Here is a 13,125-nt window from a genome sequence, read left to right on the forward strand (position 1 = left end):
CATGGCAATCACATCATGTCAGTCGGCCTTTGCCAGCCGAACGGCAGCCCAGCGTGCCGCATCCGCCACCGCTGGATCGGGATCGTCGGTCAATTGACCGACCGACGACGCAAGGGACCCATCGCCCGAATTTCCAATCGCATAGGCCACGTTCCGGACAAACCGGTTGCGACCGATCCGCTTGATTGGGCTCCCGGAAAATAGCGTACGAAACTCCGGGTCCGTCAGTGCTGCAAGAGAGGACAGCGACGGCGCCTTCAATTCGGGTCGCATCGACAGGCGCTGGTCCCGGGCGGTGGCCGCGAACTTGTTCCACGGACAGACCGCGAGACAGTCGTCGCAGCCATAGATCCTGTTGCCAAGTGCCGGGCGAAGATCCTCGTCCACCGGTCCATGATGTTCGATTGTCAGATACGAAATGCAACGCCGCGCATCGAGCTGGAACGGCGCCGGGAAAGCCTCCGTCGGGCAAATGTCCAGACAGGCGCGGCAGGACCCACAATGCTCCTCCCCAGGCCGATCGGGAGGCAGATCCAATGTCGTGAAGATTGCGCCGAGAAAGAACCAGTTCCCAAGATCCCGGCTCAACAGGTTGGTATGCTTGCCCTGCCATCCTAGACCAGCCGCCTCGGCAAGAGGTTTCTCCATAACGGGTGCCGTATCGACGAAGACCTTGATCTGCTCTCCGGGCGCCTGCTCCAGCAGCCACCGCCCGACCCGTTTCAGACGCTTCTTCACGACGTCATGATAATCCCGCCCGCCCGCATAGACGCTGATCGCGCCTCGGTCGCGCAGGCTTAGAAGGTCAAGCGGGTCGTAATCTGGTGTGTAGCTCTCGGCCATCATGATGACCGACCGCGCCTCGGACCAAAGAGCGGCCGGATCGCTCCTCCAATGGGTACGCTCGGCCATCCACGCCATTTGACCGTGCCGGTCGGTCTCAAGAAACGTGTTGAGCCGTTCCGGAAGCTGAGGAACCGCCGTCGGACGGCAGATCCCAACCGCGGAAAATCCCGCCTCCAGCGCAAAAGAGGTCAGCGTCGCCTTGAGATCCTCGGACACCGACAGCTCCTGTTGTTGATGGATGGTCTAGAAATCCAGATCCGCATATTGGCGCGAGGGCGGAAAGCCCGAGACCTGATCGGCCAATAAGGACCGGAAAGCCGGGCGTGATTTGATCTTCGCGTACCAATCACGCACCGCTTCCGACCTGTCCCAGTCGACATCCGAGATATAGTCCAGACAGCTCAGATGCGACGCCGCCGCGAAATCCGCAAGGGTCATGACATCACCAGCCAACCAGCGCCGCTGCTCGAGCAGCCAAGCCATGTAATCGAGATGGAACTTGATCGCCTTAGCGCCTTCCTTGACGCGAGTGCTGTCGGGATATCCGGTCGACATCAGTTTGCGGAAAACGCGCTCGCCCAAAAGCTTCGACGTGACCTCATCGTTGAACTTCCCGTCAAACCAAGCAACCAACCGGCGCACCTCGTGGCGCGCTTCGGCCTTGCCGGGCAGCAAAGCAGGGTCCGGCACAGTCTCTTCAAGGTATTCGCAGATCGCGAGGCTGTCGGGCAAGAAGCGGCCATCCATCCGCAAGATTGGCACCTTCCCCGCAGGATTGCGTCTCAGGAATTCCTGTGACTGCTCCCAGTATCGCTCTTCGACAAGCTCCACCTCGATCTTTTTCTCCGCCAGCGTCAGGCGGACTTTTCGGGAAAACGGGGAGAGCGGGAAATGGTAAAGACGATTCATGGGGCCTGCTTGGGGGTCCGGGATCGACTTGTCATGCCGTGGACCCGCGTATTTTTCAACCGTGATGCGCCGATAATTCGGCAGATGGACGGATCACCGCTCGAAGCAGGCCGATCTCCCATCCGCCCGGATCGTCGCCGCGCCGTCCAAGATCCCTGCCGCCCGCCGCCTGACAAATTCCGATGGCCGCGAGGCAGAGCGGCCCTTGGGGTCCGGCAAGATCGCAGCTAGGCGCGCGGCCTGCACGGCAGACAGCTCCATCGCCGAGACGCCGAAGTAATGGCGAGCCGCTGCCTCGATGCCGAAGACACCCGCATCGAACTCGGCCACGTTAAGGTACACTTCCAGGATGCGTCGTTTCGTCCAAACAGCCTCCACCGTGGGCGTCAGAACCGCCTCAAGCGCTTTGCGCGTCCAGGACCGACCATGCCAGAGATAGACGTTTTTGACCGTCTGCTGGCTTATCGTCGACGCCCCGCGCCCGCCGCCACCTTCCAGCGCGGTGCGGATCGCATCGAGATCGAGCCCCCAATGCAGGCAGAAATTCGCATCCTCCGCCGCGACCGCACTGCGGGCCATCACCGGAGCAATCCGCTCCATCGGAACCCAATCACGCTTGAGCGGACCCTCGCGCGACCGCTCCGCTATCATGTAAGGCGTCGCCGGCGGCGGCACGATACCGTAAAGCGCGATAAAGAAAGCGACCACAGCGACAACCGCCAAAACCCCGCGCGCAATCCAGCGGGTCAGCCGCCGCCGCAAACTGACCTTGGTCTTCTTCTTTCGCGTCGGTTTCTTCTTAGCTGCCTGTCGTGCCACGATCTCTTGCCTCTTCTGGGCACCATAAAAAGCAGCAGGCGCCTTTGTCCAAGACGCCCGCTTCGATTCATAGGCAGTTTTGAGCGCGGGGAGGCGCGCACGTCACAGGGACCCGCTACTCCGCAGGCACCCGGATGTCCTCCTCGGTCAGCGGAACGGGTAGGTGAATCAGCATCTCCTTGGGGCAAACCTGAACGAAATGGCCGAGCGCCTCGCTCCAGTTCTGAAGGATCGCCTCGGCCTTGCGGCTTCCCGTTTCGCCCAGATGCCGCTCTATCAGCTCTTTGAGCTGCGTCTCCCAATGCTCCATCGTCACCGGGCAGGTCACCAGCGTCTCCATGTTCATCAAAGGAGCGGTCTGGCCTTCGGGATCGTAAAGATAGGCCATGCCGCCTGTCATCCCGGCGCCGAAATTAGCCCCGATCCCCCCTAGGATCACGGCCACTCCGCCGGTCATGTATTCACAGCCGTTCGATCCGCAGCCCTCGACGACGACCTTGGCCCCCGAATTGCGCACCGCAAAACGCTCCCCGGCGCGGCCAGAGGCGAAGAGATACCCGTCCGTCGCCCCGTAAAGGACCGTGTTGCCAATGATTGTATTTTCATCGGCCACAAGCGGAGAAGCCATCGGCTGGCGCACGACAATCGTGCCCCCCGACAAGCCCTTGCCGACATAGTCATTCGCATCGCCCGACACTTCCAGTTTGAGCCCAGGCGCCGCAAAGGCCCCGAGCGACTGGCCCGCGCTGCCCTTCAGTTTCACCGTCAGATGATCGGGCTGCAGCGTATTGCGCATCCCAAACGCACGTACGATTTCGGACGAAGTGCGCGTTCCAACGGTCCGGTGCGTGTTCTGAACAGCATAGTGAAGCTGCATCTTCTCGCCATCTGCAAGAAAGCGGTCGGCATCGGCCACGATCTCGGCATCGAGCGTGTCGGGCACAGCGTTGCGCGGACGCAGCCGATCATACGAGATCTCTTCGGCCCCATCGATGGTGATTAGAAGCGGGTTCAGATCCAGATCATCAAGGTGCGACGATCCGCGAGACACCTGGCTCAGCAGATCCGCCCGCCCGATGACCTCATCCAACGACCGCGCTCCGATCTCAGCCAAGATCTCGCGCACTTCGGTGGCGTAGAAGGTGATTAGGTTGACCACTTTATCCGCATTGCCGGTGAACTTGTCCCGAAGCGCAGGATCCTGCGTGCAGACCCCAACCGGGCAGGTGTTCGACTGACATTGCCGGACCATGATGCAGCCCATCGCGATCAGCGCCGCTGTGCCGATGCCATATTCCTCGGCCCCCATCATCGCGGCCATCACGATGTCGCGTCCCGTCCGCAACCCGCCATCGGTGCGAAGCGTCACGCGCGACCGCAGATTGTTCATCGACAGAACCTGATGTGCCTCGGTCAGGCCCATCTCCCACGGCAAACCCGCATATTTGATCGATGTCGCCGGAGAGGCCCCGGTGCCGCCGTTGTGGCCCGATATCAGAATGATATCCGCCTTCGCCTTGGCCACGCCTGCCGCAATCGTTCCGACCCCGGAGGAAGCCACCAACTTGACCGTCACCTTGGCCCGCGGATTGATCTGCTTGAGATCGTAGATCAGCTGCGCCAGATCCTCGATCGAGTAGATGTCGTGATGCGGCGGTGGAGAGATCAGCGTCACGCCCGGTGTCGAATGCCGTAGCCGCGCGATCAGCTCGGTCACCTTCATGCCGGGTAGCTGCCCGCCCTCGCCGGGCTTTGCGCCTTGGGCGACCTTGATCTCAAGCTCTTCGCACTGATTCAGATACTCAGCCGTCACTCCAAACCGACCCGAGGCCACTTGCTTGATCTTCGCCGACGGGTTGTCGCCGTTGGGCTCCGGCACGAAATGCGCCGGATCCTCGCCGCCCTCGCCGGAATCCGACTTCGCTCCGATCCGGTTCATCGCGACGTTCAGCGTCTTGTGCGCCTCAGGGCTCAGCGCCCCCAGCGACATGCCGGGCGTGACGAACCGCTTGCGGATCGCAGTGATGCTCTCCACCTCCTCGATCGGGATCGCTTTGCCCAATGGCTTGATGTCCAGCAAATCGCGCAGATGGATCGGCGGATTGCTCTTCATCTTCGCCGAATACTGCTGCCACATCGCATAGGAGGCTTTGTTGCAGGCCGCCTGCAGCATATGCATCGACTGGGCTTCCCAGGCATGCGTTTCGCCTGTGCGCCGTGCCTTGTAGAAGCCGCCAATGGGCAGGATATTAGTCGCTCCCTGCCAGCCCAGTGCATGAACGGCCTCGACCTGTTTTTGCAGACCGCCGATGCCGATCCCGCTGATCCGGCTCTGCATCCCGGGGAAATACTCGGCAACCATGGCCCGCGACAGGCCCACCGCTTCAAAGTTAAGACCGCCCCGATAGGAAGAGATCACCGAGATCCCCATCTTGGCCATGATCTTCAGAAGGCCTTGATCAATCGCATTGCGATAGCGCGCCATCGCCTCGGTCAGGGTGCCGTCAATCAGACCCCGGTCAATCCGGTCGGCGATGGAATCCTCCGCCAGATAGGCGTTCACGACCGTCGCCCCGCAGCCCACAAGAACCGCGAAGTAATGCGGATCGATGCACTCAGCCGAGCGCACGTTGAGCGAACAGAAGGTGCGAAGCCCCTTCCGCGTCAGCCAGGAATGCACCGCCGATGTCGCGAGGATCATCGGCATTGCAACGCGGCTGTCGCTCTGATGCTGATCAGTCAGGATGATATGCCCGGCACCCGACCGCACCGCATCCTCGGCCTCGCCCCGGATCCGGCCCAAGGCTTGCTGAAGCGCCCCCTGACCCGGCTCGAATGTACAATCGATCTCGACCAGCTCGGCATTGAAGCTTTGCATCAGCTCGTCGAACTGCGCGTTCGCGACGAAAGGCGAATCCAGCACGAGGATTTCGGTTTGGCTCGAGGACTGGTCGAGCACATTCTTAAGATTCCCGAACCGGGTCTTGAGGCTCATGACGCGGTATTCGCGCAAGCTATCGATGGGCGGGTTGGTGACCTGGCTAAAGTTCTGGCGGAAATAATGGCTCAGCGGGCGATATTTCTCGGACAGAACCGCCGACGGCGTGTCATCCCCCATAGAGGCCAGCGTCTCCTTGCCGTCCTCGGCCATGGGCGCAAGGATCTGCTCCAGCTCTTCGATGGAATACCCGGCTGCGATCTGCCGCTTGCGCAGCTCGTCACCGGCAAAAATCGGGGTTTCAGTGACTGAGGCAAGACGTGTGTCCAACTCAGTGATCTTACCGACCCAATCTCCAAAGGGCAGCGTCGCGGCAAGCTGGTTCTTGATCTTTTCGTCGTGGAACAGCTTTCCCTCAACCATATCGACGGCAATCATCTGCCCGGGACCCAGCGCTCCCTTCTCGCGCACGACTGCTTCGTCAATCGGCACCATCCCCGCCTCGGAACCTGCGATCAACAGCCCGTCGCCGGTCACCACGTAGCGCATCGGGCGCAACCCGTTCCGGTCAAGGCCAGCGCAGACCCAGCGGCCATCCGTCATGGCCAACGCGGCAGGGCCATCCCAGGGCTCCATCACGGCATTGCAATAGGAATACATATCCCGCCACGCCTTCGGCAGCTCGGTCGCCTGTTTGGACCAGCTCTCGGGCACCAGCATCGTCTTCGCCATGGGCGCATTGCGACCCGCGCGGACCAGCACTTCGAAGACGGCATCGAGAGCGGCGGAATCCGAAGACCCGTTGGCAACGATCGGCTTTATATCCTCCGCCATGTCGCCAAACGCCGAAGAAGCCATACGGATTTCGTGACTCTTCATCCAGTTGAGATTGCCCTTGAGCGTATTGATCTCGCCGTTATGCGCCAGCATCCGGAACGGCTGGGCGAGCCACCACTGCGGGAACGTATTCGTCGAGTACCGCTGATGATACAGCGCGAAGGCGGACTCGAACCGGTCGTCCAGAAGGTCGGGATAGAACTCTGCCACGTCCTGGGCGAGCATCATGCCCTTGTAGATGATCGACCGGCACGACAGCGAGGCAAGGTAAAGCTCCGGGATGGCGGAGGCGGCGGCCTGCTTCTCGATTCGGCGGCGGATGACGTAAAGCTCGCGCTCGAACGTCTCTTCATCCACGCCCTTGGCATTCGAGATCAGGATCTGCTCGATCTCGGGCCGGGTCGCATTCGCCTTAGCGCCCAGAACGCTTGTGTTCACCGGCACGTGCCGCCAGCCATAGATGTAATACCCCATCCGAAGAACTTCAGATTCCACGATGGTCCGGCACTTTTCCTGAGCGCCAAAATCAGTTCGGGGCAGGAAGATCTGCCCGACCGCGATCATCTCGCCCTTGCGCGGCTGATGTCCGGTACGCTCGATCTGCTCCAGAAAGAACGGCACGGGGATCTGCACGTGAATACCCGCGCCATCCCCCGTCTTGCCATCCGCATCCACCGCACCGCGATGCCAGATCGCTTTCAGCGCTGAAATACCGTTCTCCACAACGGCCCGGCTTTTTTTGCCATCAATCGACACGACAAGGCCAACACCGCAGTTCGCCTTCTCGTCTTCGGGCCTCCATAGACCCTCCCGCTCTAGGCGATCCCGCTTCGCATGCTCCGCACGCACCCAGTTTTCATCGTATCTCACGAGGCATCTCCCCCATTACCAAGCCCCATCCGGGGCGGCAGATCGTGTTCGGTTATTGCGCGGTGTCCAGGCTGAAAGAGATTGCCTGAACCGCGCATCCATGGATCGGGGTCAACGACAGAAAGCCCGTCTCCCCCGGAAAGATAAAGTCGACCGGAGAGCTGTCTTCCGTCGCTTCAAACTCGGTATCCTCTTCGCCCGAGGACACCGTCGAAACACCGCCAAGAAAAGTGCGCCAATCCTGCTGAATGAACTCGCGCCCGACGCTTTTCCACATAAGCTCGCCGGTTTCGCTGAACGCGCGAACCTCATATTCCGTCCGATCAAGCACGACATTGTCAATCTCGACCGTCTCGCCCGTCAGCCGGTCCGAGCCGATATAGCGAGTGATCGTCCCGTTGGTCGATTCGGTGGTAAAGTCGAAACTGTCTTCACCCTTCTCGACCAAGTTCGAGAAGGACGCCGGATCTTTCGATTTTAACAACCGGTCGGTCGTATTCGAAAACGGACGGTAGCTTTCGACCCATTGCGTTTCGTTGTCGATCAGACCCGCATAGGTCAGCCCTTCGAGGTCGAAATCCGCACGGCGGCGGCTTCCATCCTCGTCCGCCTCGCAAGTGAAGTGATGCGAGACTGTGCAGTCTTTTTGCTGAACCGTGACCTGCGCGGTGCAGCCTTCGGGCACATCCAGCACATCCTGCGCCAGGACAGGCGCGGGAAGAACAAGGGCAAGCGCGAGCGAAATCTTATGCATATCAAACTCCATTATTCCGCATCGAACGCGACGTCGATCGCGCAACCATGGATCGGCTCCAGCGCCAGAAATCCGTCGTCCTCCGGAAAGACGATATCAACAGGCCGCCGCTCTTCTTCGTGAATGACGGTCCCTTCGGGATCCCAGACCTGGTGCGTACGCGGCAGGTACATCCGCCATTCCCGCGAGATAAAATTCGTCCCCGCTTCCATACGCTGAACCTCGCCCTCACCGTTCGCCACGCGGTTCTGGAACGAGATCACGCCGAACTCGACGCCGTCGATCACCTCGGTCTCTTTCTCAAGCCGGTCGACGCCGGTCCAGCGCAGCTCTTCCCCATCAGCGGACCGCGTCATGAAATCGAACTGATCCTCCCCGGTTTCCAAAAGCTCCGACAACGAAAAAGGATCCGTCTCGCTCACGGTCCGCCGGGCCGTGGCGGCAGGCAACGAAAAGCTCTGCACCCAGCGCGTCTCCCGATCGATCCGGCTGGCATTGCCGCGCCCGTTTCGATCGGTGAAGACGGCCCACTGATGGCCATCGGGATCAACCGCGCACGTAAAGTGATGCGACAGGCTGCAGTTGTCGTATTGCACCGTCAGATAGGCTTCACAGCCCCGGGGCAAGGCAAATTGTCCGGCATGCGCACCGGAGGCGCAGCCCAGGATCAGGCCGACTACCGCATATCTCATCGGCTCACCTCCCAGGATGACAACATCGCTCCGCAATCATAGATGGGCCGGTTCGGAAAGAACCCGGGCTCTCCGGGATAGATGAAATCGACAGGCGAGGAATTCCGAACCAGATCGGGCGCATCCCGCTGCCAGCTCTCGCCGAAGAGAAAGATCCGGTGCGCCTCGCTCACGAATTGCCGGCCCTCCATCTGCTCAAGAATGATGCCATTCTCGGTCATGACATCGAACGCGTATTCAGTATTCCTGAGAACCTCTCCATCGACGACAGTCTCTTCGCCTGTCAGCTTGTCGTAACCCACGTAACGAAGACCGTTGCCGTCCGCGTCCCGGATCGTGAAGTCATAGGTGTCGTAGCCGTTCGCGAAAAGCTCGGTCATATCTTCGGGATCCTCGGCCGGGACGACCATCCGTTCGGTCCGGATCGGACTGAAGTAATGGGTCTCCAGCCATTGGAACTCCGCATCGACCTTGCGCAGGCGGCTCGGTCCGGTCTCGTTGAAAAGGGCCATCCACTGTTCGCCGTCCGGATCGGCTTCACAAGTCCAGATATTGGTCATCAGACAGTTGCGGAATTGAATGGTCAGCTTGCCCTCGCATCCAGCAGGCGCCGAAAACGCCGCCGCCTCGGATGACGCGACCAAAGCACCGATCAGAACCCAGGACCGCACCGAACTCATTCCGCCGCAACGCTGGTCTGAGCCGCAAACTGCGCAAGCATCGCTTCCGCCGCTTCGCGCCCATCGCGAATGGCCCAGACGACAAGGCTTGCACCGCGCACGATGTCCCCGGCGGCGTAGACGCCGGGCAGGTTGGTCTCATGCGTCTGGAAATCAGCCTTGATCGTGCCCCAACGCGTCACCTGAAGCTCCTCGGTCCCCCACAGCGTCGGGATATCCTCGGGCTCGAACCCGAGCGCCATGACGACAAGATCCGCCTCCTCGACATAGTCCGACCCTTCGATGACTTCCGGCACCTGGCGCCCCGTCGCATCGGGAGCACCCAGCCGCATCTTTTCGACCATCACGCCGCTGACCGGACCCGCAACATCGGCCGGGTTGCCTGCATCGGTAACCCGCAGGTCCCCGGTGAAGCCTTTCGGCGCGGACAGCCAGAGAAACTCCACGCCCTCCTCCTCGGCATTCGCAACCTCCCGCTGGGATCCCGGCATGTTGGCGCGATCCCGGCGGTAAAGGCACTTGACCGATGCGGCCTCCTGCCGAATGGCCGTGCGCACACAGTCCATCGCGGTATCGCCGCCGCCGATGACCACGACCCGCTTGCCGCTCGCATCCAGCTCCCCGCTGTCGAACGCCTCGACCGCATCGCCAAAGGATTTGCGGTTGCTGGCCGTCAGGTAATCGATCGCCCGCACGATCCCGCCGGCATTGCGTCCGGGGGCCGCTAACTCCCGGCTCTTATAAACACCGGTGGCAATCAGAACCGCGTCATGCGTCTCGCGGATCTCCTCAAACGAAATATCCTCACCTACATTGCAATTCAGCCGGAACGTGACGCCGCCGTCCTCAAGCTGCGTCATGCGCTGCATCACCACGTCTTTCTCAAGCTTGAAGCCAGGAATTCCGTAGGTCATCAGACCGCCGCCACGATCGTAGCGATCATAAACCGTCACCTGCACGCCAGCCCGGCGCAGCATATCCGCAGCAGCCAGCCCGCCGGGTCCAGCGCCGATAATGCCGACACTCTCCGTCCGCTCCATATGCGGAGCGATCGGCTTGACCCACCCTTCTTCAAAGGCGGTGTCGGTAATATATTTCTCGACGGACCCGATCGTAACCGTTCCGTGACCGGACTGCTCGATCACGCAATTGCCCTCACACAGCCTGTCCTGGGGGCAAATCCGCCCGCAAATCTCTGGAAACGTGTTCGTGGCCTGACTGATCTCATAGGCTTCCTGCAGCCGCCCCTCCGCCGTGAGGCGAAGCCAGTCGGGGATGTTGTTGTGCAATGGACAATGGGACTGACAATAGGGCACACCGCATTGTGAACAGCGCGCAGACTGCTCTTCCGCCTTCTGCCGGGCATAGTCTGCATAGATCTCCCGAAAATCTCTGTTCCGCTCGTCGGCGGCTCGCTTTTCGGGCATGTCTCGTTCGATCTTGGTGAACTTCAACATCGTTTGGCTGGCCATGGGGTCCCTCTTCGTCAGGAGATTGCTGCTTACAGAACTCCTGCGGGGAATAAAAGTCAGCTATGCTGTCCTAAATACAGATTTCTTCGGATGGACAGGCAGAAGATCCAACCGTGAGAGGAGAAACAATATCCGAACCGGACCTATCTTGGGGATTCATCCCACCGGAAAGGCCGTCTACACCGATTATACACGATTCGGGTGAGATCCATGCCTCTGCTCCAGCTTATTCTTGTGGCTTTGATTCAAGGCATTACAGAGTTTCTCCCCGTATCTTCGTCGGGACATCTGATCCTGCTGCCGCAGCTGGCTGGATATGATGATCAGGGTCTGGCAATCGACGTCGCGGTCCATATCGGGACACTCGGTGCGGTTATTCTCTACTTCAGGCAGGATGTCCGGCTGGCCCTGTCCGGCCTACCGTCCCTGCTGAAAGGGCGGATCGATGGCTGGCCGCCCTTTCTGGCGCTCTGCCTGATCGTCGCGACCCTCCCCGTGATCATCGTCGGAGCGCTTCTGACCCTCTTCGACCTGACGCAATACCTAAGATCCATGGCCGTCATCGGCTGGGCCATGCTGATCTTCGGCCTCGTTCTTTATTGGGCGGATCGGCAGCCCGAAACCCGCGCTGCGCAAAGCTGGACGCTGGGCCACGCTCTGCGGATGGGCCTCTGGCAAGCAGTGGCCCTGATCCCCGGCACCTCGCGGTCCGGCATCACGATCACCGCTGCCCGCCATCTAGGCTATGACCGGGAAAGCGCCGCGCGGCTCGCCATGCTGATGTCAATCCCAACGATCCTGGCTTCCGGTACGCTCACGGGCCTTGAGGCCGCACCGACAATTACCAGCGATCAACTACGCGACATCGCAATCGCAACCGCACTTGCTTTCCTCGCCGCTCTGGGCGCCCTGGTGATCATGATGCGCCTGCTCAAAAGCATCAGTTTCACGCCTTACGTGATCTATCGCTGTATCCTGGGCGCCCTGCTGCTGGTCATCGCCTACAGCTAGCGCATGTTCTTGGCGCTTTCCTTGATCTCGTCGTACTGACCCGAAGGTCTGAACCGCCACAGGTAATCCGGCAGGACCGCCTCCATCGCGAGCGGTTCGATCCCGAGATCTGCAAAGGTCTTCGCTCCGTCCGACACAACATTGTCGCGCGCCAGATTGCGCACCTGATCCTGCGTGATCGGTGCCTGCACCAGACCAAGGCTCACCGTTTCGAGGATCCCGAAACCCCATCCCATCAGATTGGCCAGACCGAAGGGAATATTCGCAACCAACCGGTTCCGGCGGATCACCTCCAGCATCTCCTGCATCAGCTCGCGGAATGACCGCACATCCGGCCCGCCCAACTCGTAGATACCGCCCGCGGCCTCCCCCTCGACACCCAGAACGGCGGCCCTCGCAACATCCTCGACATAGACCGGCTGGAACAGCGTATCTGCTCCAACAACAGGCAGGACCGGACCAAGGCGCGACAGACCTGCGAACCTGTTGAAGAACTGATCCTCCGGTCCGAACACGATCGACGGACGCAGGATCACGGCATCCGGCATGTGCTTCAGAACCCCGGCCTCGCCTTCAGCCTTCGTCCGCGCATAATCGCTCTCTGATCCGGCATCGGCCCCGATGGCGGAAAGCTGCACCATGCGGCTCACGCCTGCCTCGGCGGCGATGCGGGCGATCCGTTCCGCACCCTCGTCCTGGACGGCGTCAAAGCTTTGCTTGCCACTTTCGGCGAGGATCCCGACGCAGTTCACGACTGCCCGCGCCCCATGGGTCACGGCCCGGACGCTGTCGTCATCCCGGATGTTGCAAAAGACCGGTTCGACCTGACCGACATCTCCATAGGTGCGTACAAATCCGGCCTCGTTCGGGCGCCGAACGGCAACGCGAATACGCCAGCCCCGATGCGCGAGCTCTTCTGTGATGTACCGGCCGATAAAGCCTGATCCGCCGAATACCGTGACCAGCTTGTCCATGTCGCGTTCCTCACCCGATGCCACTCCGGCGGTTTACCGATGGGCATGAACCCAAACAAGGCGAAAGCGCCCCGAGAGGCGTTGACAGCGACGCAGCAGCCTTCTAAACGGCGCTCTCACGACACCGGCCCAGGTGGCGGAATTGGTAGACGCGCCAGCTTCAGGTGCTGGTGTCTGTATGGACGTGGAGGTTCGAGTCCTCTCCTGGGCACCAAAATTGTTTCGATAGAAGCGAGCAACATCCAAACAATGTTCTGGGCGACAGTCGTTTCGTAGAAACGATGAGAGCTCGTGCTCGAACCGCCTCCGCTTAGGCTCTCCAT

At 60.7% G+C, this 13,125-nt stretch carries 10 protein-coding genes and 1 tRNA gene; 2 read left to right on the forward strand and 9 right to left on the reverse strand.

Features of this window, described 5'->3' with window-relative positions; translation table 11 throughout:
- Positions 1 to 18: 18 nt before the first annotated feature.
- From queG to AAD018_RS01635, 8 genes are all read right to left on the reverse strand, one after another.
- Positions 19 to 1,062, reverse strand: a complete 1,044-nt coding sequence (gene queG, locus AAD018_RS01600; RefSeq protein WP_367313883.1) for a tRNA epoxyqueuosine(34) reductase QueG — start codon at positions 1,060 to 1,062, stop codon at positions 19 to 21.
- A 27-nt stretch (positions 1,063 to 1,089) separates the two neighbouring features.
- Entirely contained in the window at positions 1,090 to 1,755 is a 666-nt protein-coding gene (fzlA, locus tag AAD018_RS01605; protein WP_367313882.1) for an FtsZ-binding protein FzlA, read from the reverse strand.
- A gap of 93 nt (positions 1,756 to 1,848) precedes the next feature.
- Positions 1,849 to 2,574 carry a monofunctional biosynthetic peptidoglycan transglycosylase gene (gene mtgA, locus AAD018_RS01610; RefSeq protein ID WP_367313881.1) on the reverse strand — a complete coding sequence of 242 codons (726 nt, stop codon included), beginning with the start codon at positions 2,572 to 2,574 and terminating at the stop codon, positions 1,849 to 1,851.
- Between the two features lie 115 nt (positions 2,575 to 2,689).
- Positions 2,690 to 7,219 (reverse strand): glutamate synthase large subunit, encoded by a 4,530-nt coding sequence (gene gltB / locus AAD018_RS01615; RefSeq protein ID WP_367313880.1) that lies wholly within the window; start codon positions 7,217 to 7,219, stop codon positions 2,690 to 2,692.
- Between the two features lie 52 nt (positions 7,220 to 7,271).
- Positions 7,272 to 7,973 (reverse strand): hypothetical protein, encoded by a 702-nt coding sequence (locus AAD018_RS01620; RefSeq protein ID WP_367313879.1) that lies wholly within the window; start codon positions 7,971 to 7,973, stop codon positions 7,272 to 7,274.
- A gap of 11 nt (positions 7,974 to 7,984) precedes the next feature.
- Positions 7,985 to 8,665, reverse strand: coding sequence for a hypothetical protein (locus tag AAD018_RS01625; protein WP_367313878.1), 681 nt, complete (start codon positions 8,663 to 8,665; stop codon positions 7,985 to 7,987).
- Positions 8,662 to 9,345 (reverse strand): hypothetical protein, encoded by a 684-nt coding sequence (locus AAD018_RS01630; protein ID WP_412005160.1) that lies wholly within the window; start codon positions 9,343 to 9,345, stop codon positions 8,662 to 8,664. Before AAD018_RS01630 ends, AAD018_RS01625 begins: the two co-directional genes overlap by 4 nt.
- Positions 9,342 to 10,817 carry an NAD(P)-dependent oxidoreductase gene (locus tag AAD018_RS01635; protein WP_367313876.1) on the reverse strand — a complete coding sequence of 492 codons (1,476 nt, stop codon included), beginning with the start codon at positions 10,815 to 10,817 and terminating at the stop codon, positions 9,342 to 9,344. Before AAD018_RS01635 ends, AAD018_RS01630 begins: the two co-directional genes overlap by 4 nt.
- A gap of 210 nt (positions 10,818 to 11,027) precedes the next feature.
- Between AAD018_RS01635 and AAD018_RS01640 the strand changes: the two genes are divergently transcribed.
- Positions 11,028 to 11,828 carry an undecaprenyl-diphosphate phosphatase gene (locus tag AAD018_RS01640; protein ID WP_367313875.1) on the forward strand — a complete coding sequence of 267 codons (801 nt, stop codon included), beginning with the start codon at positions 11,028 to 11,030 and terminating at the stop codon, positions 11,826 to 11,828.
- Here AAD018_RS01640 and AAD018_RS01645 read toward each other — a convergent pair.
- Positions 11,825 to 12,802, reverse strand: a complete 978-nt coding sequence (locus AAD018_RS01645) for a complex I NDUFA9 subunit family protein (protein ID WP_367313874.1) — start codon at positions 12,800 to 12,802, stop codon at positions 11,825 to 11,827. The genes AAD018_RS01640 and AAD018_RS01645 overlap by 4 nt on opposite strands.
- A gap of 127 nt (positions 12,803 to 12,929) precedes the next feature.
- Here AAD018_RS01645 and AAD018_RS01650 point away from each other — a divergent pair.
- Positions 12,930 to 13,016: transfer RNA gene (locus tag AAD018_RS01650), tRNA-Leu, on the forward strand.
- Positions 13,017 to 13,125: the final 109 nt, after the last annotated feature.

It is taken from the genome of Aestuariibius insulae (assembly GCF_040783535.2).
GTDB classification, from domain to species: domain Bacteria; phylum Pseudomonadota; class Alphaproteobacteria; order Rhodobacterales; family Rhodobacteraceae; genus Aestuariibius; species Aestuariibius insulae.